We start from the raw sequence: 24,928 nt of genomic DNA, 5'->3' as shown, positions 1-24,928 counted from the left end.
CAGCGTTTGGGCACCCGCCTCACGCCCTTTCGCTCTTGCTCCCGCCCTCGATATGCCCGCCGAACTCAGCCCGGAGAGCCGAAAGCAGCTTGTCGGAAAAAGTGCTTTCGCGTCTGGAACGGTAGCGCGCGAAGAGGGCCGAGGCGATGGTGGCAGCCGACACCTCTTCCTCGACGGCGGCCTCCAATGTCCAGCGGGCCTCGCCGGAATCGGCGACATGTCCACGGAACGATTCAAGCGCCTGGTCCTTGGCGAGCGCTGAGGCCGAAAGATCGAGGAGCCATGAGCGGATCACCGAACCGCGGCGCCACACCTCGGCAATGTCCGCGCAATCGAGCTCGAAACGCTCGTCTTCCGGGCGTGCGGCTGTCCCGGCATTGCGCAGGATATCGAAACCTTCCGCGTAAGCCTGCATCAGCCCGTATTCGATGCCGTTGTGGATCATCTTGACGAAATGGCCGGAGCCGGCTGGCCCGCAATGCATGTAACCCTGGGCGGGCCGCGGATCGCGCCCGTCCCGGCCGGGTGTCTCCGGGAGATCGCCGATGCCGGGTGCGAGGGCCGCGAAGATCGGATCGAGGCGCGCAACCTCTGCCTCCGGACCGCCGATCATCATGCAGAAGCCTTCGCGCTCTCCCCAGATGCCTCCGGAAACACCGACGTCGAGATAGGCGATGCCCTTCGGCTCCAAAAAGGCGCGTCGTGCCACGTCGTCCTTATAATACGAGTTTCCGCCATCGATGATGCAGTCGCCGGGGGAGAGGATATCGGCAAGCGCGCGGATCGTGCTTTCCGTCGCCTCGCCATGCGGGAGCATGACCCAGACGGCGCGGGGTGGTGTGAGCTGGGTAACGTCCTTCAGGTCTGCAAGCGGTCGCGCGCCCTCGCTGGCGAGCGCATCGATCGCACTTTGGTTTCGGTCGAAGACGAAGGGTGTGTGGCCGGAGGCCATCAGGCGTCGGGAGAGGCCGGCGCCCATGCGGCCGAGACCAATCATCGCTATGTCCATCGAGTTCTCCTGTTGCCGCGGGGAGGGCGGCTGTTCACGTGAGGTGCTGTCCGCTGTCCAGGGCAATGAACTGGCCCGTCAAAGAGCGCGTCTGCCACAAATAGTGGATGGTGCGGCCGAAATCGGCGAGGTCGACCGAACGCCCGAGAAGCGTTTCCTGTGCGATTTCGCGCTCGAAGCCCGCCTCGCCATCATGCGGATTGGGCAATGTGGGCCCGGGGCCGATCGCGTTCACTCGAACGCGTGGAGCGAGCGCCTGGGCGAGCGTCTGCGTTGCCGTCCACAACGCGGATTTGGAAATCGTATAGGAGACGAACTCGGCGTCTGGCTTTAAAACCCGCTGGTCGACGATGTTGACGACGAGGCCTTCGACGTCCTGCGGCAAGAGCCGGGCGAAATCGCGCGTGAGGAAGGTGGGCGCTCGCAGATTGATCGCGAGCTGTTTGTCCCAGACTTCCGCGTTCAGGCTCTCTGCCGCGTCATCCCAAAAGACGGAGGCATTGTTGACGAGGAGCGTGACCGGCCCGAGGGCGCTGGTGACGCTGGGAAGGAGCCCTTCCACAGCCTCGATGTCGGCGAGATCTGCCGCGAATACGGCTGCCTCTCCACCGGCATCGCGAATGCCCTGAGCCACGGCCTCCGCTTCGTTTTTGGAGGTGTTGCAGTGAATGGCGACCCGCCATCCGCGCAGGGCCAGATCTTCCGCGATCGCGCGGCCGATGCGTCGTCCTCCGCCGGTGACGAGAGCGGTGCGCTGAGAGGGATCTGAAGAGGATCGAGCGGACATGGCTCAGGCGCCGGGAAGGGCGACGGCGCCCCAGATGAGGCCTCCGTAAAAGAGAACGAGGATGAGCCCGCCCAGGCGGCCGATCGGCCAACGCATGCCAAGGAACGGGACCAGGACGAGCGCCGCGGCAACCATCGCCCAGAATTCATAGTGCAGGAAGTCCGGAGGCACGACCAAAGGCACCGCGCTGGCGGTGACGCCGAGGATGAAAAGGATATTGAAGATATTGGAGCCGATGGCGTTGCCGAGGGTCATGTCGGAATGACCGCGCCAGGCGGACATGATTCCCGCGGCGAGTTCCGGCAGCGAGGTGCCGACGGCAACCACCGTGACGCCGATGACGGTCTCTGAAAGGCCGAGCATCTCCGCAAGCCCGATGGCTCCCTCGACAACGAAGTCCGCCGCGAAAGGCAAAGCGGCGAGACCGCCGATGGCCATCAACGCGGCGAGTGCGGGCGAAAGGTTGGTGCGGAGCTCTTCGATCTCCTCCTGCCGGCGCCGGGAATCTCGGGTCACGAGGATCTGGGCGACGAAGAAGGCGATAAAGCAGAGAAGGAGAATTCCGCCGTCGAGCCGGCTCAAAGTCCCGTCCCAGCACAATACGATGAGGAGAACGGTGGCCGCGACCATGACGGAAAAATTCCGCTTCAGGCCGGTCGCATTCACGGCCGTCGCGAAGATCAGAGAGGGAAGGCCGAGACACAGGAGGATGTTGGCAATGTTCGATCCGACCACATTGCCGATGGCGATGCCGCCGGAGCCGGCAAGCCCCGCCTGCAAGGACACCACCAATTCGGGCGCCGAGGTGCCGAGAGCGATGATCGTGAGGCCGACGACGAGGGGCGGGACGCGGAACCTTTCGGCCAAGGAGACACTGCCTCGCACCAAAATGTCGGCGGCGATCATGAGGAAGATGAGGCCGGCGATGAGGGTGAGGAGGCTCGACATGGGCGGCGGGATCCGATCCGTTGGGCTGCAGCGCCCCATATAGGCGGGTATTTCTCGCTCAACAGCCCCGTTGCGCGCGCGTCGCCGCCCTGTCAGGAGGAGGAGAGCTTCTGACGGGCCTCCAGAAAGCGGCGAATGCGGCGCTGTTTCGCCGCCGCGATTTCGTGCGCATAGCGCGCGCCCAAAACGCCGCCTGTCCAATGGCGACGGAAAATGAAGTACTTAGCAAATTGCATCGGATATTCGGTGAGAAGCCTGAGCCTCAAACCGAGGGGCGAGCGGCGCCCGGCCTTCTCGATCGTCTGCAGATCGGAATAACCGTCGAGCTTGGCGCGAATATGCGCAAACGAGCGGAACGAAAAATGCCAGACGGCCCCTGGCACGAGCCCCGAGGCCAGACCATGGTCGACGACGCGGTCGTCGGTCAGGCTCGGCGAATACCGCGCGACGCGCCTGTCGTAGAGACGAACCGGGCTGACGAAGTCGGCAAAAAGCCGCGGATGGTGATGACGCGGATAAATCGTGACGATGCGGATGCGATAGAGGCTGAGCGGAGGTTCGCCCTCGGCGAACAAGGCGCTGATGCCGCCGACGACTTCCGGCTGAGGAACCTCGTCGGCGTCGAGGTTGAGAAGCCAGTCGTAGCGGCATTGCTCTTCGGCGAAACGCTTCTGGGGGCCGAAGCCTTGCCAGTCGTGATGCACGACGCGCGCGCCGAGGCGTCGCGCCAACTCCTGCGTGCCGTCGGTGGAGCCGGAATCGACGACAACAATGTCGTCGGTCAGGCCGCGGACGGCCGCGAGCGTCTCGCCGAGGCGGTCGGCTTCGTTGCGGGTGATGATGAAAATGGAGAGAGGAACGGTCACTTGCGGCTTGTGCGAATTGTCACAGATTGAGGTGGAAGAGGCTCTATTGCAGGGAATCACCGGCGTGGGTGTGGCAGCTGAGACACGTTAACTCTTGATCACGGAATTGTTCAGGTTTCACCCTTTTTTCGGCCGGTGGGGATCACAATCTAAGGCTAGCTCCGAACGAACGCCGGCTGTAAGATTTCATCGGAACGTCTTCCGGCCTCAAGCGTTAAGGTTGTCGGAGAAGTGGAGGTTATCGTGCGCACACCACTGGTTCTCGCTGCTGCTTTCGGTCTGGTGGCATCGTCTGCGCTGGCTGCCGATCTGCCGGCGCCCGAAACCTATACCTCTGAGCCGCCGATGGTCACCTCGACCGGTCCGAACGATTGGTCCGGCTTTTATCTCGGCGCCATGCTCGGCTATTCCACGGGCGAGAGCGATACGAGCGGCGGTAACGTCGATGTCGACGGTGTCGATGGCGGGGTTTATGCCGGCTATCAGCGCCAGTTCGACCAGTTCGTGGTCGGTGTGGAAGCTGATGCGCTCGCCTCTGGCCTCGACGGCAACGACAACGGCATTTCTGTCGAGCAGAACTGGACTGGTTCGGTTCGCGGTCGCGCCGGCATCGCGCTCGATCGCTTCCTTCTCTACACGACGGGTGGTGTCGCCCTGAGCGACGTCAAGGCGAAGTCCGGTGGCGTGAGCGACAGCGATACGCGCGTCGGTTGGACACTCGGTGCAGGTGCTGAAGCCGCGATCACCAAAAATCTGACGGCGGGTGTCGAGTACCGCTATACGGATTACGAGGACAAGACTTTCAGCCTCACGGCACCGACTGCGGTCGATCTCGATACGCATTCGGTCCGCGCCCGCGTCGGCTACAAGTTCTAGGGCCTCTTGGGCGCGGGGCCTGCGTCCCAGACCAAAATATACGCGATGAATGTAAGCCCGGCCTCAGGTCGGGCTTTTTTGTGGCTGTTTGCCATGTTCGCCGCCGTGCTCGTAGATGACGGGCCAGTCGGCCGGCAAACGGCCGCGGCATTCCTCTTCGGCGGCATAGCGGTCGAGCCGGAAGGTATAATCCAGGAAGGTGAAATCGGCTTGCGTGCCGCAATCGCCGACGCCGCGTCCAAGCGCGGTCGCTGAAAGGTGGTCGCCTTTAAGCTCGACATTGAACAAGAGGTCGGTCCCGCTCCAGCCATAGGCCTCCGACCATTGCGGGAAATAGAGTGTCTGAAGGCCGCCGATCTCTCCGGTCTCGCGCAGATAGATCCGATAGGTGACATTGTAGGCGGCGACGACGCAGGGAATGGCATAGACGATGGCCGTATCGCTGACCCGCGAGATGAGCGGCGGAATATCCCGCATCAGCTCGCTGTCGAGCGCTTCGCACGCGCTGGATTGTTGGTGTCGCTCGAGAACGACCGCCGGGATGGCGGAGGCTTCGATCGACAAGGTCTCGATATCCGTCGCCGTCTGTGCGTCCACCGCGTCCTGATCGGGGGCGGACGCGAGGCGCTCTTCCCCCACGATACCCATCTGTTCCTCTGCCCACAGCAAGGAGGCGGAGAGGCCCGAAAGAGAGAAAAGCTGCCGGCGCGGTTCGCCGGTGACGTCGATATATTCCACGATGAGCTGCGTTCCGTCCTGCAGGGCGCCCATCAAAGCTGCCCGCAGACTATCGTTGCCGCGGACGAAACTCCGTCCGGCCTCGCCGGTAAAACTCCAGTCCGAACGAGCCTGCAACACAGTCTTTTCGCCGTCGATCAAAAGGGTCAGAGGGCGGTTGGGATCAGGCAGCGGGTCGGAGAAGTCGAAGCGAATGTACCAGCCGGCGGCCCCTTCGCTTCGATCAAGGGCGAATTGCGTCGAGGGCCCCTTCACCTGAGCGCTGCAACCGGCGTCAGGAGAACACGTCACCGACCAATCGCGAAAACTGTTCGTCTCCTGCGCGAGAGCGGGAGAAACGACGAACAGGGGTAGGGCAAGAAGGCTGAGGCCGCGCATACACCACCTCCAGCGGCCTCATTGGCCCCGGGTTGGACGTCAGACAAGGCAAATGCCGCCCAAATGGTCGGCCGCAGACGTGACTTACCGCATCGTCCTGCAATCGGCGTCATAAACCCGCCAGGGGTCGAGGCCGAGAACGCAGAAATCGATGCCGCGGCCGAGCGAGGCAAAGCCCATATTCTCTTGAACGATGTAATAGACCGGGCGCACGGTTCCGTCGCTCATGAGGGCACGCGCCTCGCAACGGTCGTTCATGATCCGGCCCGGAGCCGTGCCATCCGTGTAACGCAGGCGGGGCTCGACGACGCTGTCGATCAAAAGACCGCGATGCCAGGTGTTTTTCTCCGCCCAGGCGAAGCGTTCGACGATCCGATTGAGAACGCCCGGCTCATCGCAGCTCGTCGGCTGTGCGGGTGCCACGGCATAAACCCCGGCATCGTAACCACGCGCGAGATCGGCGGCGTAGGCCTGCGGCTGAGCGAGACATGCCGCGAGGACGGCTCCAAGACCCAAAACCAGCCTATTCATGCGCATTCCGTCCTCCGCTTTTGCGCGACCATGCGCGGGGGAGCCCCGCGAATCAAGCATGCCAGGAAGAATAGCTCGGACGTGTTGCAGACTTGCAAAAAGCCGCGTCCGCTGAGACGATCTGTGGCTACCGTAACCTACGCGCAACGCGCTAGAAATCGGTTGTGATGGAGTTTTCAATTTCAGGGAAAGGAGCGGCGAAATGAGCGGCAGAGACGCAGGAGGTGCGAGGCGCGAGGGGCCGCGATGCATCGCCATCGTTGGCCCCTTCGCGAGCGGTAAGACCAGCCTCTTTGAGGAGATCCTTTTCCGAACCGGCGCGATCCCCAAAGTTGGGGCGGTGGCCTCTGGGAACACCGTCGGTGATGCCTCGCCGGAAGCGCGCGAGCATGCGATGAGCGTCGAGCTCAACACGGCCATGACCACCTTCATGGATGAAACCTATTGTTTCATCGACTGCCCGGGCTCCGTTGAATTCGCTTACGAATCCGACCCGGTTCTCGCCTGCGTCGACGCGGCGATCGTGGTCGCCGAGCCGGACGACAAGAAGATTCCTGCGCTCCAGGTGGTGATGAAGCATCTGGAAGAGCGCAACGTGCCGCGGCTCTTGTTCTTCAACAAGATCGATCGCGCCTCGGGCGGCGTGCGTGACGCGCTTGAACTGTTGCAGCCGGTCTCGTCCGTGCCGCTCGTCCTGCGTCAGCTGCCGATCTGGAAGGACGGCATCGCGGTCGGTTTCGTCGACCTCGCGCTCGATCGGGCTTTCCTCTACCGCGAACACGCGCCGAGCGAAGTCGTCGACATGGCGGAGATGGAGCGCATGGAGAGCGAAGAGGCCCGCTTTTCCATGCTCGAATCGCTCGCCGATCACGACGACGCGCTGATGGAACAGCTTCTGGAAGACATTCAGCCGCCGCGCGACGACGTTTTTGCCGATCTCGTCAAAGAGATGCGCGCGAGCGAAATCGTTCCCGTCTTCCTCGGCTCGGCCGCGAATGGCAACGGCATCATGCGCCTCTTGAAGGCGCTGCGCCATGAGGCTCCCGACGTCACCGACACCCGCGCCCGTCTCGGTTTTGAAGACGCAGCCGGGCCGCTCGTGCAGGTGATGAAGACCATTCATACAAGCCATGGCGGCAAGCTTTCCTTAAGCCGGGTTCTTGCTGGATCGGTGGAAGACGCCGCCGAACTCGACAATGCGGCCGGCCCAGCAGGCAAAGTCTCAGGCATCTACGATCTCGTCGGACAGAAGACGGTAAAGCGTGGGACCGCCAAGGCCGGCGACACCGTCGCTCTCGGCAAACTCGACGGGGCTGTGACCGGCGATACGCTGTCGGCAAAAGGGGCGTCGGTTCCCACGATCGCCGTGCCGAAGCCTCCGCAGCCGGTGCTGCACAAAGTCGTGCGGCCGAGTGAGCGCAAGGATGACGTGAAGCTGTCGGCCGCTCTTGCCAAGCTCGTCGACGAAGATCCCTCTCTTGCCGTCGAGCACCGTCAGGAAACGGGCGAGACGGTCGTGAGCGGGCAGGGGGAAATGCACCTGCGCGTCGCGCTCGAACGGCTTGCGAGCAAGAACGGCCTGTCGATCGAGACCTCGGTTGCGACCGTGCCCTATCGCGAGACCATCAAGGGCTCGGTGACGCAGCGTGGCCGCCACAAGAAGCAGTCGGGCGGACATGGTCAGTTCGGCGACATCGTGGTCGACATCAAGCCGCTGCCTCGCGGTTCCGGCTTCGTCTTCAACGAGACGATCTCCGGCGGCGTGGTTCCGCGTCAGTATTTCTCCGCGGTCGAGGCCGGCGCAAGAGAAGCGCTGGAAAGCGGGCCGCTCGGCGGTTTTCCTGTCGTGGACGTCAGCGTAACTCTCACCGACGGCTCCTATCACTCCGTCGATTCGTCCGAGCAGGCTTTCAAGATGGCGGCACTCCTCGCTATGCGTGAAGGCTTGCCACAATGTCAGCCGGTTATCCTGGAGCCCGTTCTGAAGGTCGAGGTCACCGTGCCGAGTGATGCGACGCCGAAGGTGAACGCCATCGTCTCCGGTCGGCGCGGCCAGCTCCTCGGTTTCGACGGCAAGCCGGATTGGGAGGGCTGGGACGTGATCTCGGCGCTCATTCCGGAAGCCGAGATTGCCGATCTCATCATTGAGCTGCGTTCGGCCACGCAAGGCGTCGGCACGTTCACGTCAAGCTTCGATCATCTCGCCGAGGTGCATGGGCGGCTTTCCGATGACATTCTGAAAGCGGCCTCGAAAGAGGCGGCATAGCCTCTGGAAGTTCTGTTCGAACTGGCGCGGCCGGAAGGCCGCGCTTTTCATATGCAAAGAGAGTGATGCGGCAAGGCGTCACGAAGACGGCCTCATGCCACGGTCATTACGGACGGACCGTTCGGCTCAATAGTGCCAGCGGCGCGCCATGGCGATGAGGAAATCCCGAAAAACCTGGACGCGGGCGGAGTTCCTGAGCTCTTCTGCGTAAACGAAATAGGTGTCGAACGCCGGCACTTCCGCTTCCGGGAGAATGGCCACCAGCGGTGACTGCTCGTTGACGAGGTAGTCGGGAAGCATGGCGATGCCGAGCCCCTTTTCGATGGCACGCCGGATCGCCACGACATTGTTGATCGCCATGATCGGCGTGCGCGGCTCGCCGTTTTCGCGGCCGCTGCTCATCAGCAGATTCATGTCGCGGAGATAGGCCGGGGCATTCTCGCCATAGACGATGATGCGGTGTTCATCGAGCTCGGCCACGCTCTTCGGCTGCCCGAAACGCTGAAGATAATCGGGCGAAGCGTAGACGTGGAAGTGCACCGTGAAGAGCTTGCGCTGAATGAGGTCTGGCTGGGTGGGCGCCCGCAGTCGGATCGCCACATCGGCCTCGCGCATCGAGAGGTCGAGCTCGTCATCGTCGAGCACGACCTGCAGATTGATCTGCGGGTAGAGGTCGATGAATTCGTTGAGGCGCGAAGCGAGCCAGCTGGAGCCGAGCCCGACGGTGGTCGTGACCTTGAGAGCGCCCGATGGCTGCCCCTTGGAATCGGCGAGTTCTGCCCGGGTTTGTTCGAGCTTCACCAGCACTTCGCGCGCCGTGCGCACGAGGAGCTCGCCCTGTTCCGTCAGAATGAGGCCGCGGGCGTGGCGGTGGAAGAGGGGAACTCCGAGCTCCGATTCCAGTGCGCTCACCTGCCGGCTGACAGCCGACTGGCTCATGTTGAGCGAATCGCCGGCATGGGTAAACGACCCGGCTTCTGCCGCCGCGTGGAAGATCCGCAGCTTATCCCAATCCATCACACCCCCTTCAGGGTCCCTGCGTCCCCGAGGTCTTGAACATTGCGCGTCGAGACAGGTGGCCTACTCGGCCGCCTCCTGCCTTGCTTCCAGCGCGAAGAGGTATTTCTCCGCCTCCAGAGCCGCCATGCAGCCCTGGCCGGCCGCGGTCACCGCCTGCCGGAAAACGTCGTCGGTCACGTCACCCGCTGCGAAAACCCCGGGGATATCCGTCGCCGTCGAATCGGGCGCGGTCCACAGATAGCCGTTCGGCTTCAGACGAAGCTGGTCTTTGAAAAGAGACACCGCCGGTGCGTGACCAATGGCAATGAAGATGCCGTCGACCGCGACTTCCGAGATGGCGCCGCTCCGGACATTGCGAATTTTCGCCCCGGTCACCGCTGGCGGAAAGCCGCCCTGGCCGAGCACTTCCTCGATGGCGGAATCCCACATCACACTGACATTGTCTCGGGTGAGGAGACGGTCCTGGAGGATCCGCTCGGCGCGAAGCGCGTCGCGACGGTGCACGAGCGTGACGTGGCGTGCGAGGTGGGACAGATAGAGCGCTTCCTCGACGGCGGTATTGCCGCCTCCGACGACGAGAACGTCCTTATCTTTGTAGAAGAAGCCGTCGCAGGTGGCACAGGCCGACACGCCGAAACCCTTGAAGCGTTCCTCCGACGGCAGGCCGAGCCAGCGTGCCTGCGCACCCGTGGCGATGACGACGGCATCCGCCGTCCAGACATCACCGCTGTCGAGGGTCAGTCGAAATGGCCGGGTGGTAAGCTCGGCCGAGACGACGATATCGCTGACGATCCGGGTGCCGACATTCTCCGCCTGGCTGCGCATCTGCTCCATCAGCCATGGGCCTTGGATCGGCTCCGCAAAGCCCGGATAGTTCTCCACCTCAGTGGTGATTGTGAGCTGTCCGCCAGGCTCCATTCCGGCAATCAGGACCGGCTCGAGAAGAGCCCGCGCCGCGTAGACGGCTGCCGTATAGCCGGCGGGACCTGATCCGATGATCAAGAGCTTGGCATGGTTGGCCGTTGGCATGGTCGCACCCATCGCAGGTTGGTCTGTCCAGATAGGCGGCAACTTCATAAAGGGCAAGCCGAGCATGCCCCTCCGTCACCAGGTTTCGGCCGAAGGCAGGTTGTTTGGTGCGCCTCGTGCAACCCAGGCGCTGTTTTTGGCGCTTTCCGGCGCGTTGCGCACCCTTTCCGGATTGCGCGACCGTCAGCTCAAAAGACGCTCGCGCACGACGTCGGCCGCATAAGCGGTGGCATCGACCGCGCCGGCCCCCTCGAACTCCAGATCGACCCCATCGGGTCCTGTCAGAGACACGAGACCGCGAGCGTCGAGATTTGAGGCGAATTCGTCATGACGGCGCGAGTGTCCGTTGAGCGGCAGGAGATTGACAGGATGCCCACTCGCGACCGCTTCTGACACCATCGAGACGGAATCGGCGGTCACGATCAGGCGATCGGCCAGCGCGAGAAGCCCGAAATACGGATTGTCGCCGTTTCCGTCCCATTGCCAGTACCAGGGCTCGGGCTGAAATTCGCCGGCGAGAGATTGCTTCACCCGGTCTTCGGTACGCCGCGAGGGTGTCACCACGATACGCGCTCCGGTCGCCTCGTGCACACCGCGGATGATCGCCTTGAGCCGAGTGAGGAAGGCCTCGCTCATCCAGTAATGGCGTGTCGGGCCCCCCAGAACGACGCCGATGAGGCTGTTTTCCGAACCGCGGAGGCGGGGCCCCCATTGAGCTGCGGCCTCGTCGAGTTTTTCACGTGTCACACGATGCAGCGCGGTGTCGACATTGACGACGTTCTCGCCGGCAAGATGGTCGTGGCGCATCGAAACGACGAGATCGAAATGGTGCACGGGCGTCAGCGGATTCTGAATGTGCACCGTCCGCGTGGTGCCTTCTGAAGCACTGTGGATTGCGATGGAGGCGGCGGTGGAACGGCGTCCACAGCTGATGAGGAGATCCGGCCAGGGCGGCGTGAGAAGGTCGCGTGAAGGATCGAGCCCGGTCAGTGCCGCGGGACACAAATGTCCCGGCAGCCACGACCAGGGCTGGCGGAGCCTGATCGTCTTCTCCTCGAACGGCACGCCCAAACGTTCTGCCAGTCCGAGGGCCTGGCTGCGCATGCCGGCCTCGCCGGTCGTCAACACCCAACAACGGGGCTTGGGCGGATTTGCGGAATGCGGAACCATGATCTGACGAAGGCCGGCGATAAGTTGAAGCGCGGGAACCGGTAGCATGCGGGAAGCCGGCGCGCCAAGTGCGCCTTCAGGCGCGGCTAAGACGGCCTTTTCGACCCCGTTTTGCCGTGTTGGAAGGCAGTGAGTGCCTATGTTTCGGGCACATGCATGGCTGGCATGCAGACTCTTTCATTGTGATCGACCGATTGTCGGACGATAAAGCGGGAGCTGACGAGCTCTTCGGGCACTTCCCTGTGGCCGCAGAGAGCAGCTGTTCCCCTCTTGGACGGCCGGTCATTGACCGGCTCCAAACTCTCCCGACGAGTCCTGGATATCAAACACCGGGGCTCGTCTTTTTTTTTGTTTCGGGCTAGTGGCTTCCTGGGAGGGAACGGTTGCAGGCGAAGGCCACGTGACAACGCGTTCCGCTACAAGATGCAACACTCGTGCTAGGCTTTTTTGAAGGCCGGCACACAAGCAGAACACGGAACAATGGCTGTCGATCTTTCTCTCGATCCCTCGACCCTCCGGCTTTTTGCCGACAAGGCCCGGACGCTCAGTGCCGATTTGGAGGCGGGGTACGAAGACGGCCGCGAACACGAAATCGACCTCGACGCCGAGGGCATGCACGAATCGCACCATCACGACGCGCTCGCGGAAGAAGAGACCGACGACCAGACCGAGCAGGAGCTTCGCGAGCTCATCGACGATCTGAATATCGATGAAGCGGCGGATCTGGTGGCGATCGTATGGATTGGGCGCGGGGATTACGGCGCCGACGATTGGGACGAGGCGCGCTCCGAAGCGAGAAGCCGCGCCCAGGGCAAGACCTCCAAGTACCTCCTCGGCATGCCGCTTCTCGCGGACCATATCGACGCCGGTCTCGACGCGCTGGATCTCTAGGCCGTCCGTCTCGCCAAGGTGGCGCTTTCACCCTGCGGCTCTTTCTGAGCCGAAGCGAGAGCGTGGCGGCAAGCGCCGCTCTTGCAGAGCCATCGCGGAAACGGCACCGTGGCGCTATGGTGAATCAATCCTTACCGGGATCCCCGTGCCGTTCCTCTCAAATATCCGCCTGATCGTCTCACTGACCGCGTTGGGCGCTTTGGGCCTTCCATCTTCCGCTTCCGCGGCAGACGCCGCTTTGCGCCGTGATGCCGTCATCCGAGCTCTGCCCAATGATGCGTCTGAGGAGCTCGGTGATGTGGCGAAGGGCTCCGAAGTCGTCGTCAACGGCTGCGCGCAGGTGGAGGGATGGTGTCTGGTACGCCCCCGCTCGGGCGATGCGCGACATGGTTGGCTCCGGGGGGATGTGCTGACGGCGCTCGGGTTCAGTCGCCGGCGCGAAATCGGCGAGGATGCCGCCATAAACATCGAGACCGATGGGCAGGTGACGATCGTCGTCCTGCGATAGTGTGATCCGACGACGCTCAGACGAGGCCTCCATTCGGCGTCACCATCTTCGATAGAGTTGCAGGCGAAGGCTGGCGTTCTGACTGTCGAGCCCGATGTCGGAAACCGCCCCCACGAGCGACATGCCTTTGATCAGCTGCTGCTGGGCTTCAACAGAGCTGTGCCAGATGAAATCGGTATCCGAGACGTATGACTGCGCCGTGAGCGCGGTGTCGGTCGGCAGGATGTTGAGTCGCAGATAAGGGGCCGTCGCCATCGTTTGCTCGGCATCGGACCCGACGCCTGAGCCGGAGAGGGCGTAACTCAGCTGCAGCGATGCTTCGACGAGATTGCCGAAAGATTCGTGGCGCCCGATACGGGCCGCTATTCGGTAGCTGTTCTCTTCCGGGATCACATTGCCTTCGATCCAGGCCTTGTCCCAGGTCCAGTCGTAATTGGGGAAAGGGCCGGGCAGGGCGAGACTGTACCATGCCACATCCGTCGGCCGGTTCCCCCACTGCCACACGCGCGTGTCGACGCCGTGGGAGCCGCTGCCGGTCGTGCCGATGTCGACGCCGAAGCGACCGTCCAAATCACCGGCGCTCTGGGCGCCCAATGTGTAGATGGCCGCGCCGTCGGCGAGCGGCGAACGATTGACGATCAGCCAATCTCGTTGATCCGCCTCTGCCGATGAAACGAATGCGTGCAGGCCGAGGACGGACAAGATTCCGAGCGTCATGATTTGCGGTCGGACGCGGCCGACGCCGAGAGTGATCCGCAAGTCTCCAAACTCCAGGTCAGGTAAGCCGGTGCGAAGACCCCCGGACGTTCCTCCAAATTCAAATTGCTTTCGTTCCAGGATAGAAGCTCTTGTGGCGAAATGAAGAATCCCGTTATGCGGGTATGTGACACGGGCAGGTTGCGAGAGGCTGTGGCGGGTAAAGCCGTCGCCCTCGGCGGCTGGCGAAAGCTGCGGCGCAGGCCTTTTCGCGCCCGCAAGGCTGGTCCATATAGCGAACATGGCAGCAGACAGGCGCACATCCTCCGGACGACGCGGCAAGGCCGCTAAGCCGGCCTCCGAAACCACGTACGATCAGCCGGAGGGCGATGGTGAGGGGTTCGGCGAGGCGGCACAGCCTTCGCTGGAAGGTGTGCCGATCGAAAAGGCGTTTGCCGGCTCGATCACGTCGTGGGCGGAAGAGATTGCGCGCGAGGCCGAGGCGGAAGGGCGCAGCACGCGCGTCCGGCCGCCTCAGACAAAGGATCGCGGCGGCCTTGCCTATGATCGCTCTATCGCCGTTCCGGAAAAGCCGGAGGCGGATCCGGCACCGGAGAGACAATCTCGTGACGGCAAGTCGAGGCTTGGGCCGGGAAAGAATTCTGGTTGGGAGACGGACCAGTCGATCCCCCTGAAGGCCGACGAGACCGAAGCGCCGGCGAAATCCGGTCGCGGTGCCGCGGGCAAGAGCAAAAAGCCCGGCGCTGGCAAGAAGGCCGCCGATAAGCCGTTGAAGACCTCGAGGGGAACCTCGATGGGCGGGCGCAGCTCTGCCAAGGAGCGCGCGGGTGCGGGCATGAGCCCGGCCGCCGGCTTCGACGTGAATCTGGAAGATGCGGAGAATTTGCCGGGCTCTGCCGTCACGGCGACGGTCGAAGCCCTGTCGTCTCTCATCGAGACAGGCCGTCCGGAGTTTCGCGACGGCACCTGGGTTCCGCATCGGCCCCCGCGGCCGGAAAAATCCGAAGGCGGCGTTCCGCTCAAGATCACCTCCGAATTCGAGCCGCGTGGAGACCAGCCCCAGGCGATTTCGGAGCTCGTTGCTGGCATCAAAGAGGCGGGAGAGGCGACCCAGGTGCTGCTCGGCGTCACCGGCTCGGGCAAGACCTTCACCATGGCGAAGGTGATCGAGGAGACGCAGCGGCCTGCGCTCATTCTGGCGCCCAACAAGACCCTGGCGGCGCAGCTCTACGGCGAGTTCAAATCGTTCTTTCCGGAGAACGCGGTCGAGTATTTCGTATCCTACTACGACTATTATCAGCCGGAGGCCTACGTCCCGCGCACCGACACCTATATCGAGAAGGAATCTTCCATCAACGAGCAGATCGACCGCATGCGCCACTCGGCGACGCGCGCGCTGCTCGAACGTGACGACGTCGTGATCGTCGCTTCCGTGTCCTGTATCTACGGTATCGGTTCGGTGGAAACCTACACGGCCATGACCTTTGGTCTGGAGGTGGGCGATCGGCTCGATCAGCGCCAGCTCATGGCCGATCTCGTGGCCCTGCAATACAAACGCTCGGACGCCAATTTCATCCGGGGCACGTTCCGGGTGCGTGGCGACACGATCGAGATTTTCCCGGCCCACTTGGAAGATCGCGGCTGGCGGGTCTCGCTGTTCGGCGACGAGATCGAGGCAATATCGGAATTCGATCCGCTCACAGGTCAGAAATCAGGTGAGCTTCGCTCTGTAAAGGTCTATGCGAACTCGCACTATGTCACACCTAAACCGACTCTGCAGCAGGCGGTGAAGGGGATCCGGGCCGAGCTCAAATGGCGCCTCGACGAGCTGGAAAAAGCGGGCCGGCTTCTCGAAGCGCAGCGCCTCGAGCAGCGCACGCGTTTCGATCTGGAGATGATCGAGGCGACGGGCTCCTGTGCCGGCATCGAGAACTATTCGCGCTATTTGACGGGGCGCAAGCCCGGCGAGCCGCCGCCGACCCTGTTCGAGTACCTGCCCGACAACGCGCTCGTCTTTGTCGATGAGAGCCATGTCACGATTCCGCAGATCGGCGGCATGTATCGAGGCGACTTCCGGCGCAAGGCGACGCTCGCCGAATACGGCTTCAGACTGCCGTCCTGCATGGACAACCGGCCGCTTCGCTTCGAGGAGTGGGACGCGATGCGCCCGCAGAGCGTGTGCGTGTCGGCGACGCCGGGCAACTGGGAGCTCAACGAGACCGGCGGCGTCTTCACCGAGCAGGTCATTCGTCCGACCGGCCTGATCGATCCGCCGGTGGAAATCCGTCCCGCCTCGAGCCAAGTCGACGATCTTCTGGGCGCGGTGAAGGAGACCGCTGCCGGCGGTTACCGGGCGCTCGTCACGGTGCTGACCAAACGCATGGCCGAGGATCTGACGGAATATCTCCACGAACACGGCGTGCGCGTGCGCTACATGCATTCCGATATCGATACGATCGAGCGCATCGAGATCATCCGCGACCTGCGGCTTGGCGCCTTCGATGTTCTCGTCGGCATCAACCTGCTGCGCGAGGGGCTGGACATCCCCGAATGCGGTCTCGTCGCGATTCTGGATGCCGACAAGGAGGGTTTCCTGCGCTCCGAGACGTCGTTGGTGCAGACCATCGGCCGCGCTGCCCGCAATGTCGATGGGCGGGTGATCCTATACGCGGACGGTATGACGGGATCGATGGAACGGGCGATCGCGGAAACCGAGCGCCGGCGCGAAAAACAGATCGCCTACAATGTCGAGAACAATATCACGCCGGAATCGGTGAAGGCGCGCATCGCCGATATCCTCGATTCCGTTTATGAGCGCGATCACGTTCGCGTCGGTGTCTCCGGCGGCGGTCGCGGCGCCGGTCACGCCGAGGATGAAGGCGCGCTCATGGGTCACAATCTGCGCGCCCACATTGAGGACCTCGAGAAACGCATGCTGGAGGCTGCTTCGAATCTGGAATTCGAAGAGGCTGCGCGGATGCGTGACGAGATCAAGCGACTGGAAGCGACCGAGCTTGCAGTCATGGACGACCCGCTTGCCCGCAACACCGGCATCGAGAATACCCGGCAGAGCCGCAAAGACGCGGCCAAGTCGGGCGGCTCGCGCGTGCGGAAGAACACGCTCGACGAGATGACGGTCGGACGGACCGAGAAACCGCTCGGCGGTCCGGCTCCCTTGCGGGCCCCGGAGGGCGATGACGTCCAGCCGCTGCGGCGCGAAAACATCGGCAAGGGGTCGTACGAGGAGCCCGAAGACGAGCGCGCGCGCCAGCGCCGCCCGAGAAAAACCGGGCGGCCGGGTCGCTAACGACGCTCAGGCTTTGATCACGTCGGCGATCGCCTTGCCGATCTCGGCAAAGCCGGCATTGCGCTCGTCGAACGAGGCGCCGCTTTCCGTCAGATAGATGGAGGCGATGATGGGCTTGCGTCCGCTCGGCCAGATGACGGCAACGTCGTTCATGGTACCGTTGCCGCCGCCGCCCGTTTTGTCGCCGACGAGGAAGTCGCCGGGAAGACCGGCACGCAGCTTCTCGTCGCCCGTCTTGTTGGTGCACATCCATCTCTTGAGATACAGGCGGGATCGGTCTGAGAGGCTGCCTTTGACGAGAAGCGTCTGCGCATCGCGACCCATGGCGCGCGGACTGGTCGTGTCCCGTGGATCTCCGGGCGTCGCCTCGTTGAGCTCCGTTTCCCGGCGGTCGAGGCGGGTCACCTGATCACCGATGGAGCGAGCGAAAGATGTGATCGCGGGCGGTCCGCCGAGGCTGTCGAGGATCAGGTTGCCGGCCGTGTTGTCGCTTTGCGTCATTGCCGCGACGCAGAGATCCTCAAGTGTCATCCCCTCACCACCGACATGTTCCTTGGTGACGGGCGAATAGGTCACGAGGTCCTTTTCCTCGAAGGTGATGCGACGCTCGAGATCTTCCTCGCCCATATCGACCTTCGCCAGCACGGCGCCGCAGGCGAGCAGCTTGAAGGTGCTGCACATCGGGAAACGCTCGTCCGCGCGCTGGGCCCATTCGCGACCCGTCTCGATGTCGAGGACATAGGCGCCGAGACGCGCATTCAGGCGCTGTTCCACTTCGGAGAGCGTGCGTGTCAGCACGTCCTGCGGAGGATTGTCGTCAGCGGTCTGTGCGAAAAGCGGGGCGGGCAAAAACGCGCTGCCGGCCATCGCGGCCATGAGGGCCGTGAAGCTGCGGCGCGTCGGCATCGTATCCATGTCGGTTCCTTCCTGACATCTGCGGCAGGCGGGCCGCTAGCTGCGTCGGAAGACGGAATTAAGGCCAAACCGCAAACTGCGAATGTCAGCTTGTGAACGGCCGAAAGCTGCCCCACATGAATTGTCATGTGCAGGCCAGCTTCACGTCCGAGCCGGGGTTCGGGCCGGTCCCTTTCGGGATTGGCGCTCGCCGGTCTCCTCGCGCTCGCCGCGATCCCCTCTGTTGCGACGGCACAGAGCTTTGGCAACCCCGATCGGCCGCGGATCCCGCGGGTTGAAGTGCCGAAGCTGAAGGCTCCGGACCCGATCAACAACCCATATGATCAGCCACGCCTTCGCCAGCGTCAGCTGGAGAACCAGCGCATTTTCGCACCGCCGGGCTGTGCCGGAAATCTCACGGCGCAGCAGCGCGCCAGGTGCCGGGCGCAATATCAGTATCGCGAAGAGAACTGACGGCGGGGGCGGGCGACCTTCTGACGCGGACGTACCGTCAGGTTCCGCAGCGTTTTTTCGGGTTGCTTCCGCATTCGAGGCAGGGAAGGGTTTCTCTCCAGGAAGAGGAGGCGAGGAATGCCGGCGCAAAACAGGTCCGAAGAGAAGAACTCGGCTCGGACGGGACCCATCCGGGTCGGCATAGGCGGTTGGACCTTCGAACCCTGGCGCGGCACCTTTTATCCAGAAAAGCTGCCGAAGACGCGTGAGCTCGAATACGCGGCGTCCAAGCTGACGGCGATCGAAATCAATGGCACCTTCTATCGCGGCCAGAGCGCCAAGAGCTTTGCCAAATGGCACGACGAGACGCCGGAGGATTTTGTCTTCGCTCTGAAGGGCCATCGCGCCATTGCCATGAAGAAAAAGCTCGCCGAGACTGGCGACAGTCTCGATTGGTTCATCAACGGCGGCATCGCCGAGCTGAAGCAAAAGCTCGGTCCGATCCTATGGCAGTTCGCGCCGAGCCGCGCCTTTGATGCTGAGGATATTGCCGCTTTCCTGAAGCTCCTGCCGCAGGAAGTCGACGGTCTGCCGCTTCGCCATGCGCTTGAAGTGCGCCATGAGAGTTTCCTGTGCGGGGAATTCGTCGATCTCGCGCGCCGCCACAACGCGGCGATCGTCTATGCGGAGTCAGACGATTATCCGGGCCTCGCCGAGCCGACAGCCGATTTCGCCTATCTGCGGCTGATGCGTACGCGCGAGGAGGAGAAGACCGGCTATTCTCCCCCCGATCTCGAGAGCTGGGCGGAGCGTGCGCGCGTTCTGGCGCGGGGAAGCGTGCCCAACGATCTGCCTCGTCTAACGGATAAAGTCTCGAAGGGTACGGCCGATCCCCGCTCTGTCTTCGTCTTCTTCATCGCTGGCGAGAAGGTCCGCAATCCGCACGCGGCGATGGACCTTATGGCGCGGCTTGAAGCCTGATCTCGACCCTGCGACCGGCGAACCGGGAAAGCGTCTCGTCATTTGCGGACGATGTGGTTATCTAACGACGTCCGGCAGATGGAGACGAGGCACATGTCCACAGAGCCGCAGCTCTACAAAAAGGCCAAGGATCGACGAAAGAAGGCGCCGGTGAAGCGCGTTCAGCTGTCGGCCGAGGAGCGCCGCGCCTACGAAGAATTGATGCAGGAACGGCAAAAGCGCGACAAAGAGCACACGCAGTTCCTCCCCGAGGACCGTCAAACGCGGCGCTAAATGCGCCGTAACACCTGCGCTGGTATCTGAACGGGCGGCGAGGGCCTCGGCGTCTTCATGAGCCGTATCAGGCCCCAGCGGTGGTCTTGTCCGCGAAGGCGGCTCGTCCTAGCTGGGGGACATGAGCATTCGTCCGCCGCGCATTCTTGCTCCGAGCAAGCAGTCTTCGCCCTACGACGCCCTCGAGCACGAGATGATGGCGGAGAGGGCTGCAAGCCTCTCGCGCATGGCCTCGCGCTTTGAAGACGCTCTGACAGCCTGGCGTCGCCTTGAAGACGCGGCGAAAGCTGGCGACCGCGAACCTGCCATCGAAGATGCTCGCGCGCGGGCGTTGGACGAGGCGGCTCAGGCCTTGTGGGCGCTCGTCGTGCAGCGTGAGGCGCTCGGTCTCCCGGGTACGGAACGGCTGATGCGCGAATACGACGTGCCGCGGGTGCTGCGTGCAAGGCTCGGGATCGTGAGAAAACCGGCGCTGTGACGAGGCTTGAGAGGCGGCGCCTTGTTATCTTTGGCGTTTCCCGTCATAACGCGCTTGGGCGCGTAAATGTTGGATGGGCGCGCCCCGACGACCGGTTAAGTCTGCGCCGCGCGGTTTAATACCCGACCGGTAGGTGATGTCTTTCCCGACTGTTTCGAAATTCGGGTGCGGTGATGAGCCGACCTCGATGAATCCGACTACAAAGGGAAAGGGTTTCTCCCATGAGCCAGACCGGCACCGTTAAGTTCTTCGATTCCACGCGCGGCTTCGGCTTCATCGCTCCGGAAGATGGCAGCAAGGACGTTTTCGTCCACATTTCGGCCGTTGAGCGCTCTGGACTTCCGGGTCTTGTCGAAGGCAATCGCGTCAGCTTCGAGCTGCAGCAGGATCCCAGGGGCCGCGGCCCGCAGGCGGTCAATCTCCAGCTTGCCTGATTGCTTTTGCTCCGGGGTGTGACTGCTCCGAGCCAGATTTGACGATCGAACCGCCGGCATGTCCGGCGGTTTTTGTTTAGCGAACCACCAGCACCGAGCACGGGCTGTGCAGGACCACATTGGCTGCATTTGACCCCATGACATAGTCGCCAAGATTGGGGTTGTGCGACGCCATCACCACGAGATCGATCTTCTCCTGGTTGATCGCCGCACGGATGCCGCGAGCCACGGTTCCCGAGCGGTAGATGGCGCGGCTTCGGATATCTTCGGGCAGATACTCGCGCCGGAACACCTCCACGGCGGGGAGGTGATGCGTTGGGAACTGCGAAAAGTCCGCTTCCATCTGGGGAAATACGCTCAAAACCACGAGCTCGGCGTCATAGAGACGCGCGAGTTCGATCGCCGTCGTGACGGATTTCTTCCAGCTGGCGATGTGGTCGAGGTCGATCGGAAGCAAGATCCGGCTCACCATCGCCGTCCTCCCAGGTTTCTTGTATCTTGACCATGATGCGCTCAATGCATGTTGCGCGCCCATGCGCCGCCAAGCCGCGCGACACCGTTTGAGGCCATCAGGGTGTCGCTGTCGACCTCCGGTTTTGCCGAAGTCTCTCACGGCCTCGCGAGCGCGATAGCAACGAGGCGCGTTCGTTCAGCCATCGTTCAGCCTGGAAGTCCTACCAATCTCATCAAGAAGCCGGAGATGATCTTCCGGCGGGGCTTATTGGCAAGGAAACGACGATGTCTTTCTTCAGACCCACTGCTCTCAAGACGACTGCCGCGGCTCTGGCTGTGGCACTGACTGCTCTTACCCTGCCGGCTGGCGCGCAGGCCGGCTCATGGGAATCGCGCCACTGGGATGGCCACAGGGGATATTATGGTGACCGTGGCTGGGACCGTCCGCGCGGTTATTATGGGCACCGCCACCATCATCGCCGCGACCGCGATGACGCCGGTGCGGCGGTTGCTGCCGGTGTTGTCGGTCTGGCCGCGGGGACTCTTCTCGGATCGGCGCTGACCGCGCCGCGCGCCGCCCCCGTCTACGTCGAGCCGGCACCGGTCTACGCGGCTCCGCCGCCCGTCTATGTCGAGCCGGCGCCCGTCTATGCGGTTCCGGCACGCAATCCGCTGGTTGTCTACGACGCCCGGCCCGCTCCTTGGACGCCGGAATGGTATGCCTATTGCAGCTCGAAGTATCGCTCGTTCGATGCCAATAGTGGTACCTATCAGCCCTATAATGGCCCGCGTCAGCTTTGCCAGTGACGCATTGTTCTTCTTGAGCAACACATAGAAAGGCCGCTTCTCGGGGGCGGCCTTTTGCTTTTCTGCGCGATCCGAGTGACATCATGGTCACATTGGCAGCTCTTCCCGCCACGCCACAAGAAATGCCCCAGGTCTTGCCCATTTCTGGCCCCTTTTCACCGGTGAAAGCGGCAGCGGCAAAGTTGATTTCATGGGAAGAGAAGAATGCTCCACTCGGCGAAGTTCCTCGCCGCGGCGGTCCTTGCGGGCAGCTGCGTCCTCGTAACCCAGCCCCAGAGCGCCAACGCTCAGACCGGCCACGCCTCCTGGTATGCCCTGACCTCGCGCACGGCTTCCGGCGAACAGTGCAATCCGAATGCAATGACCGCGGCGCACCGCACTCTGCCTTTCGGCACCAAGGTGAAGGTCACCAATCTGCGCAACGGCCGGGCCGCCGTCGTACGCATCAATGACCGCGGTCCCTTCATCAAAGGGCGCATCATCGACGTCACGCGCGCTGCCGCCCACAAGCTCGGCTTCAAAGGGCGCGGCACCGCAAAGGTTCAAGTCGAAGTCCTGAAGTGAAACGCGGATTTGGGGCCGGAGATAGGTTCGGCCCATTAGGGACTTGCAGATTTGCCCGCATAACGGCATGATCATACGCGGGGGTTTGCATGAGGCGCCCCCTTTATGGTCGAGGGCCAGCGGACCGATCCCGGCTTTCCATGTATTCCCAAGTAAAGACCGCGCGCTTGCCCGCGTCGGCTGGTGACGCTCCAGCCGGCGACTTTTTTCTATCGAAGGACGAGATGAGATGATGAACAATGGCGGTCGCGGCGGGCACGACGACGACGACTTTGGTGAGCGCCCGGACCGTGATCGGTCCCGCCGGCCCCGTCGTGGTGGTGCGCGCGAATTCGGCAGCGATTTCGGTAGCGATGCTCCCACCCCCGGTTATGGCGATCGGGGAGACGGGGGCTTCGGCAGAGACAATGAAGGTGGCTATCGCGGTGGCGGCGGCGGTGGCGGAGGCTATCGCGGCGGTCCCAACCGCGGTGGCGGTTATCGCGGTGGCGGCGAAGGCGGCGGCTACCGTGGCGGCGGTGAAGGCGGCGGCTACCGCGGTGGCGGTGAAGGTGGCGGCTATCGCGGTGGTGGCGAAGGCGGCGGCTATCGCGGCGGCGGTGGTGGCGGCGGCTTCCGCAGTGGCGGAGGCGGTGGCGGCTTCCGTAGCGGCAGTGGTGGCGGCGGCTTCCAGGATCGTCAGCCAGCAGAAGTCGGCCCGCGTCAGAACGGCACGCTGAAGTTCTTCAACGCGGATCGTGGCTTCGGCTTCATCTCGCCGGAGGACGGCAGCAAGGACGTCTTCGTGCATATCTCGGCGATCGAGCGCTCCGGCCTGCCGCAGCTTGCGGAAGGCACGAGGATCTCGTTCGAGACGCAGCAGGATCGTCGCGGGCGCGGCCCGCAGGCGGTCAATCTGCAGCTGCTCGACGACGAGGCCTGAGCAAGTCGGCGGAGGTGCGCCGGCGTTCTTGAGAGGACGCTTTTCGCCCACGAACGGCAAAGCGACAAAAATTGGGGCGGCTCGCTTGCGCGGGCCGCCCCTTTTTCTTGGCTTCTCGGTCTTCGAGATGCGTCAGCCTTGCTGGCTCTCCATCTCTGCAATCCGGAGCATCGCTGCCCCGGACCGGGGTGAGGCATCAGCTCAGCGTGTTGCAGAAACGCTGGATGCGTTCGCAAGCCGCCTCGAGCGCTTCCGTCGAGGTCGCATAGGAGATCCGGAAGTTGGGGCCGAGACCGAAGGCTCCGCCATGAACGACCGCGACACCCTCCGCTTCGAGAAGCTCGGTGACGAAATCCTGGTCGTTCTCGATGGTTTTGCCTGAGGGCGCCTTCTTACCGATCGCCGCCGCGCAGGACGGATAGACGTAGAACGCGCCTTCCGGCTCCGGGCACTTGAGAAGGGCACTCTGGTTGAGCATAGACACGACCAGATCGCGCCGCTTCTGGAAGGCCTTGCGCGAAGTCTCCACGAAATCCTGAGGTCCAGTGAGCGCCTCGACCGCCGCCCATTGCGCGATGGAGCAGGTGCCGGAGGTCTGCTGGCTCTGGATTTTGGTCATCGCCTTGATGAGCTCGTCCGGGCCGCCGGCATAGCCGATGCGCCAGCCGGTCATCGCATAGGCCTTCGACACGCCGTTCATCGTGAGTGTGCGTGAATAGAGCTCCGGCTCTGCCGCGGCGAGCGTGGAAAACGGCTCGTCGATGTAGAGAAGATGCTCGTACATGTCGTCCGACATGATCCACACATGCGGATGCTTCATCAAAACCGCCGCGAGCGCCTTCAATTCAGCTTCGGTGTAGGCCGCGCCGGAAGGGTTGGAGGGCGAGTTGAAGATCAGCCATTTGGTCTTCGGCGTGAGCGCGCCCTCAAGGGCTTCCGGCGTCAGCTTGAACTTGTTTTCAAGCGTCGTGTCGACGAAGCGCGGCTCGCCACCGTTGAGAAGAACCATATCCGGATAGCTCACCCAATAAGGTGCCGGAATGAGGACCTCGTCGCCCGGGTTAAGGGTCGCCGCCAGCGCGTTGTAAAGAATCTGCTTTCCACCGGTCCCGACGATGGTCTGCGTCGGTTTGTAGGTGAGACCGTTCTCGCGCTTGAACTTCTCGGCGATCGCCGTGCGCAGTTCCATGATGCCCGGAACCGGCGTGTATTTCGTCTCGCCACGCTTGATGGCGGCGATCGCGGCTTCCTTGATGTTGTCGGGCGTGTCGAAATCGGGTTCGCCCGCACTGAGGCTGATCACGTCTCGTCCCTGCGCCTTCAGTTCACGCGCCTTCTCGGCGACGGCGATGGTCTGGGAGGGCTGAACACGAGCGAGGTTGTCGGCAAGGAAGGCCATGAGTTTGAAATCCGACTGAAGGGAGTTAGCAACGGGCGCGAAACCTAGGCCCATGGGGCGAGAGGCGCAAGGCGCAAGCGCGTCGAACGCACAATGGCAGATGCGCTTTGCCGACGGATGTTGCTCGACCTCAGCGGGATTGAGGCGAACCTTCAGTCCAATTCCTTGCCGGAAAGGCAGCAAGTGGAAAAGCCCGCGCGCAGACAACCGCGGCAGAGAGAAGATGCTA

The 24,928-nt window shown here is 63.0% G+C and carries 26 protein-coding genes; 13 read left to right on the top strand and 13 right to left on the bottom strand.

Annotation, left to right across the window (positions count from 1 at the left end; translation table 11 throughout):
• Positions 1 to 19: 19 nt before the first annotated feature.
• The 4 genes from gnd to NYQ83_RS02750 form a co-directional block, all read right to left on the bottom strand.
• Positions 20 to 1,009 carry a phosphogluconate dehydrogenase (NAD(+)-dependent, decarboxylating) gene (gene gnd, locus NYQ83_RS02765; protein WP_261212199.1) on the bottom strand — a complete coding sequence of 330 codons (990 nt, stop codon included), beginning with the start codon at positions 1,007 to 1,009 and terminating at the stop codon, positions 20 to 22.
• Between the two features lie 34 nt (positions 1,010 to 1,043).
• A complete protein-coding gene (locus tag NYQ83_RS02760) occupies positions 1,044 to 1,796 on the bottom strand; it encodes an SDR family oxidoreductase (RefSeq protein WP_261212197.1) in 753 nt (250 codons plus the stop codon).
• Positions 1,797 to 1,799: 3 nt separating this feature from the next.
• Entirely contained in the window at positions 1,800 to 2,744 is a 945-nt protein-coding gene (locus tag NYQ83_RS02755; protein ID WP_261212193.1) for a calcium/sodium antiporter, read from the bottom strand.
• Positions 2,745 to 2,836: 92 nt separating this feature from the next.
• Entirely contained in the window at positions 2,837 to 3,610 is a 774-nt protein-coding gene (locus tag NYQ83_RS02750; RefSeq protein WP_261212191.1) for a glycosyltransferase family 2 protein, read from the bottom strand.
• A gap of 243 nt (positions 3,611 to 3,853) precedes the next feature.
• Between NYQ83_RS02750 and NYQ83_RS02745 the strand changes: the two genes are divergently transcribed.
• Positions 3,854 to 4,486: an outer membrane protein gene (locus NYQ83_RS02745; protein ID WP_128293815.1), complete on the top strand. Its 633-nt coding sequence runs from the start codon at positions 3,854 to 3,856 to the stop codon at positions 4,484 to 4,486.
• 63 nt (positions 4,487 to 4,549) lie between these two features.
• Here NYQ83_RS02745 and NYQ83_RS02740 read toward each other — a convergent pair whose 3' ends face one another.
• Both NYQ83_RS02740 and NYQ83_RS02735 read right to left on the bottom strand, forming a co-directional pair.
• The gene (locus NYQ83_RS02740; RefSeq protein ID WP_261212189.1) at positions 4,550 to 5,602 is read right to left on the bottom strand and encodes a DUF1176 domain-containing protein; all 1,053 of its coding nucleotides are present in this window, start codon (positions 5,600 to 5,602) and stop codon (positions 4,550 to 4,552) included.
• An 84-nt stretch (positions 5,603 to 5,686) separates the two neighbouring features.
• A complete protein-coding gene (locus NYQ83_RS02735; protein ID WP_128293817.1) occupies positions 5,687 to 6,139 on the bottom strand; it encodes a hypothetical protein in 453 nt (150 codons plus the stop codon).
• A gap of 196 nt (positions 6,140 to 6,335) precedes the next feature.
• On the opposite strand from NYQ83_RS02735, the gene NYQ83_RS02730 reads away from it, so the two are divergent.
• Positions 6,336 to 8,399 (top strand): elongation factor G, encoded by a 2,064-nt coding sequence (locus NYQ83_RS02730; RefSeq protein WP_261212188.1) that lies wholly within the window; start codon positions 6,336 to 6,338, stop codon positions 8,397 to 8,399.
• 126 nt (positions 8,400 to 8,525) lie between these two features.
• Here the strand turns inward: NYQ83_RS02730 and NYQ83_RS02725 are convergent, their stop codons facing one another.
• The 3 genes from NYQ83_RS02725 to NYQ83_RS02715 all read right to left on the bottom strand — a co-directional run bounded on the left by NYQ83_RS02725 (position 8,526) and on the right by NYQ83_RS02715 (position 11,552).
• Positions 8,526 to 9,416, bottom strand: a complete 891-nt coding sequence (locus NYQ83_RS02725; protein WP_092815169.1) for a LysR family transcriptional regulator — start codon at positions 9,414 to 9,416, stop codon at positions 8,526 to 8,528.
• Positions 9,417 to 9,479: 63 nt separating this feature from the next.
• Complete coding sequence (trxB, locus tag NYQ83_RS02720; RefSeq protein WP_128293819.1) at positions 9,480 to 10,448, bottom strand: thioredoxin-disulfide reductase; 969 nt, start codon at positions 10,446 to 10,448, stop codon at positions 9,480 to 9,482.
• Between the two features lie 183 nt (positions 10,449 to 10,631).
• Positions 10,632 to 11,552, bottom strand: a complete 921-nt coding sequence (locus NYQ83_RS02715) for a mitochondrial fission ELM1 family protein (protein WP_261212185.1) — start codon at positions 11,550 to 11,552, stop codon at positions 10,632 to 10,634.
• Between the two features lie 546 nt (positions 11,553 to 12,098).
• Here NYQ83_RS02715 and NYQ83_RS02710 point away from each other — a divergent pair.
• Positions 12,099 to 12,509, top strand: a complete 411-nt coding sequence (locus NYQ83_RS02710) for a DUF3775 domain-containing protein (protein WP_128293821.1) — start codon at positions 12,099 to 12,101, stop codon at positions 12,507 to 12,509.
• Positions 12,510 to 12,654: 145 nt separating this feature from the next.
• Positions 12,655 to 13,017 carry a hypothetical protein gene (locus NYQ83_RS02705; protein ID WP_261212176.1) on the top strand — a complete coding sequence of 121 codons (363 nt, stop codon included), beginning with the start codon at positions 12,655 to 12,657 and terminating at the stop codon, positions 13,015 to 13,017.
• 39 nt (positions 13,018 to 13,056) lie between these two features.
• Here the strand turns inward: NYQ83_RS02705 and NYQ83_RS02700 are convergent, their stop codons facing one another.
• Complete coding sequence (locus NYQ83_RS02700) at positions 13,057 to 13,734, bottom strand: hypothetical protein (RefSeq protein ID WP_261212174.1); 678 nt, start codon at positions 13,732 to 13,734, stop codon at positions 13,057 to 13,059.
• A 280-nt stretch (positions 13,735 to 14,014) separates the two neighbouring features.
• On the opposite strand from NYQ83_RS02700, the gene uvrB reads away from it, so the two are divergent.
• Positions 14,015 to 17,041 (top strand): excinuclease ABC subunit UvrB, encoded by a 3,027-nt coding sequence (gene uvrB / locus NYQ83_RS02695; protein ID WP_409976945.1) that lies wholly within the window; start codon positions 14,015 to 14,017, stop codon positions 17,039 to 17,041.
• A 6-nt stretch (positions 17,042 to 17,047) separates the two neighbouring features.
• Here uvrB and bla read toward each other — a convergent pair whose 3' ends face one another.
• Complete coding sequence (gene bla, locus NYQ83_RS02690; RefSeq protein ID WP_261212172.1) at positions 17,048 to 17,956, bottom strand: class A beta-lactamase; 909 nt, start codon at positions 17,954 to 17,956, stop codon at positions 17,048 to 17,050.
• A gap of 126 nt (positions 17,957 to 18,082) precedes the next feature.
• On the opposite strand from bla, the gene NYQ83_RS02685 reads away from it, so the two are divergent.
• The 5 genes from NYQ83_RS02685 to NYQ83_RS02665 all read left to right on the top strand — a co-directional run bounded on the left by NYQ83_RS02685 (position 18,083) and on the right by NYQ83_RS02665 (position 20,554).
• On the top strand, positions 18,083 to 18,409 hold the full coding sequence (locus tag NYQ83_RS02685) for a hypothetical protein (RefSeq protein ID WP_261212170.1): 327 nt from the start codon (positions 18,083 to 18,085) through the stop codon (positions 18,407 to 18,409).
• A 117-nt stretch (positions 18,410 to 18,526) separates the two neighbouring features.
• Complete coding sequence (locus NYQ83_RS02680; protein ID WP_261212168.1) at positions 18,527 to 19,369, top strand: DUF72 domain-containing protein; 843 nt, start codon at positions 18,527 to 18,529, stop codon at positions 19,367 to 19,369.
• 93 nt (positions 19,370 to 19,462) lie between these two features.
• Positions 19,463 to 19,642, top strand: coding sequence for a hypothetical protein (locus NYQ83_RS02675; RefSeq protein WP_092815147.1), 180 nt, complete (start codon positions 19,463 to 19,465; stop codon positions 19,640 to 19,642).
• 121 nt (positions 19,643 to 19,763) lie between these two features.
• The gene (locus NYQ83_RS02670; RefSeq protein WP_261212166.1) at positions 19,764 to 20,120 is read left to right on the top strand and encodes a DUF6665 family protein; all 357 of its coding nucleotides are present in this window, start codon (positions 19,764 to 19,766) and stop codon (positions 20,118 to 20,120) included.
• Between the two features lie 221 nt (positions 20,121 to 20,341).
• Positions 20,342 to 20,554 carry a cold-shock protein gene (locus NYQ83_RS02665; RefSeq protein ID WP_092815141.1) on the top strand — a complete coding sequence of 71 codons (213 nt, stop codon included), beginning with the start codon at positions 20,342 to 20,344 and terminating at the stop codon, positions 20,552 to 20,554.
• 76 nt (positions 20,555 to 20,630) lie between these two features.
• On the opposite strand, the gene NYQ83_RS02660 is transcribed toward NYQ83_RS02665, so the two are convergent.
• Positions 20,631 to 21,026, bottom strand: a complete 396-nt coding sequence (locus NYQ83_RS02660; RefSeq protein WP_164879692.1) for a universal stress protein — start codon at positions 21,024 to 21,026, stop codon at positions 20,631 to 20,633.
• A gap of 266 nt (positions 21,027 to 21,292) precedes the next feature.
• Here NYQ83_RS02660 and NYQ83_RS02655 point away from each other — a divergent pair, with 266 nt between their 5' ends.
• The 3 genes from NYQ83_RS02655 to NYQ83_RS17755 all read left to right on the top strand — a co-directional run bounded on the left by NYQ83_RS02655 (position 21,293) and on the right by NYQ83_RS17755 (position 23,300).
• The gene (locus NYQ83_RS02655) at positions 21,293 to 21,814 is read left to right on the top strand and encodes a BA14K family protein (RefSeq protein WP_261212162.1); all 522 of its coding nucleotides are present in this window, start codon (positions 21,293 to 21,295) and stop codon (positions 21,812 to 21,814) included.
• 204 nt (positions 21,815 to 22,018) lie between these two features.
• Positions 22,019 to 22,378: a septal ring lytic transglycosylase RlpA family protein gene (locus NYQ83_RS02650; protein ID WP_261212160.1), complete on the top strand. Its 360-nt coding sequence runs from the start codon at positions 22,019 to 22,021 to the stop codon at positions 22,376 to 22,378.
• A gap of 229 nt (positions 22,379 to 22,607) precedes the next feature.
• Positions 22,608 to 23,300: a cold-shock protein gene (locus tag NYQ83_RS17755; RefSeq protein ID WP_314733276.1), complete on the top strand. Its 693-nt coding sequence runs from the start codon at positions 22,608 to 22,610 to the stop codon at positions 23,298 to 23,300.
• 196 nt (positions 23,301 to 23,496) lie between these two features.
• Here the strand turns inward: NYQ83_RS17755 and NYQ83_RS02640 are convergent, their stop codons facing one another.
• Complete coding sequence (locus NYQ83_RS02640) at positions 23,497 to 24,699, bottom strand: pyridoxal phosphate-dependent aminotransferase (protein WP_261212159.1); 1,203 nt, start codon at positions 24,697 to 24,699, stop codon at positions 23,497 to 23,499.
• Positions 24,700 to 24,928: the final 229 nt, after the last annotated feature.

Source organism: Afifella sp. JA880, from assembly GCF_025379905.1.
Classification (GTDB): Bacteria; Pseudomonadota; Alphaproteobacteria; order Rhizobiales; family Afifellaceae; genus Afifella; species Afifella aestuarii.
The sequence above is the reverse complement of the archived record's forward strand: the minus strand, read 5'-3'. Positions and strand labels throughout refer to the sequence as shown.

Bases quoted from the DNA above. Each gene is read 5' to 3' on its own strand.
- gnd (WP_261212199.1), bottom strand. From the start codon at position 1,009: ATGGACATAGCGATGATTGGTCTCGGCCGCATGGGCGCCGGCCTCTCC.
- NYQ83_RS02760 (WP_261212197.1), bottom strand. From the start codon at position 1,796: ATGTCCGCTCGATCCTCTTCAGATCCCTCTCAGCGCACCGCTCTCGTC.
- NYQ83_RS02755 (WP_261212193.1), bottom strand. From the start codon at position 2,744: ATGTCGAGCCTCCTCACCCTCATCGCCGGCCTCATCTTCCTCATGATC.
- NYQ83_RS02740 (WP_261212189.1), bottom strand. From the start codon at position 5,602: ATGCGCGGCCTCAGCCTTCTTGCCCTACCCCTGTTCGTCGTTTCTCCC.
- NYQ83_RS02735 (WP_128293817.1), bottom strand. From the start codon at position 6,139: ATGCGCATGAATAGGCTGGTTTTGGGTCTTGGAGCCGTCCTCGCGGCA.
- NYQ83_RS02730 (WP_261212188.1), top strand. From the start codon at position 6,336: ATGAGCGGCAGAGACGCAGGAGGTGCGAGGCGCGAGGGGCCGCGATGC.
- NYQ83_RS02725 (WP_092815169.1), bottom strand. From the start codon at position 9,416: ATGGATTGGGATAAGCTGCGGATCTTCCACGCGGCGGCAGAAGCCGGG.
- trxB (WP_128293819.1), bottom strand. From the start codon at position 10,448: ATGCCAACGGCCAACCATGCCAAGCTCTTGATCATCGGATCAGGTCCC.
- NYQ83_RS02715 (WP_261212185.1), bottom strand. From the start codon at position 11,552: ATGCGCAGCCAGGCCCTCGGACTGGCAGAACGTTTGGGCGTGCCGTTC.
- NYQ83_RS02710 (WP_128293821.1), top strand. From the start codon at position 12,099: ATGGCTGTCGATCTTTCTCTCGATCCCTCGACCCTCCGGCTTTTTGCC.
- NYQ83_RS02700 (WP_261212174.1), bottom strand. From the start codon at position 13,734: ATGACGCTCGGAATCTTGTCCGTCCTCGGCCTGCACGCATTCGTTTCA.
- uvrB (WP_409976945.1), top strand. From the start codon at position 14,015: ATGGCAGCAGACAGGCGCACATCCTCCGGACGACGCGGCAAGGCCGCT.
- bla (WP_261212172.1), bottom strand. From the start codon at position 17,956: ATGGATACGATGCCGACGCGCCGCAGCTTCACGGCCCTCATGGCCGCG.
- NYQ83_RS02685 (WP_261212170.1), top strand. From the start codon at position 18,083: ATGTGCAGGCCAGCTTCACGTCCGAGCCGGGGTTCGGGCCGGTCCCTT.
- NYQ83_RS02680 (WP_261212168.1), top strand. From the start codon at position 18,527: ATGCCGGCGCAAAACAGGTCCGAAGAGAAGAACTCGGCTCGGACGGGA.
- NYQ83_RS02675 (WP_092815147.1), top strand. From the start codon at position 19,463: ATGTCCACAGAGCCGCAGCTCTACAAAAAGGCCAAGGATCGACGAAAG.
- NYQ83_RS02670 (WP_261212166.1), top strand. From the start codon at position 19,764: ATGAGCATTCGTCCGCCGCGCATTCTTGCTCCGAGCAAGCAGTCTTCG.
- NYQ83_RS02665 (WP_092815141.1), top strand. From the start codon at position 20,342: ATGAGCCAGACCGGCACCGTTAAGTTCTTCGATTCCACGCGCGGCTTC.
- NYQ83_RS02660 (WP_164879692.1), bottom strand. From the start codon at position 21,026: ATGGTGAGCCGGATCTTGCTTCCGATCGACCTCGACCACATCGCCAGC.
- NYQ83_RS02655 (WP_261212162.1), top strand. From the start codon at position 21,293: ATGTCTTTCTTCAGACCCACTGCTCTCAAGACGACTGCCGCGGCTCTG.
- NYQ83_RS02650 (WP_261212160.1), top strand. From the start codon at position 22,019: ATGCTCCACTCGGCGAAGTTCCTCGCCGCGGCGGTCCTTGCGGGCAGC.
- NYQ83_RS17755 (WP_314733276.1), top strand. From the start codon at position 22,608: ATGATGAACAATGGCGGTCGCGGCGGGCACGACGACGACGACTTTGGT.
- NYQ83_RS02640 (WP_261212159.1), bottom strand. From the start codon at position 24,699: ATGGCCTTCCTTGCCGACAACCTCGCTCGTGTTCAGCCCTCCCAGACC.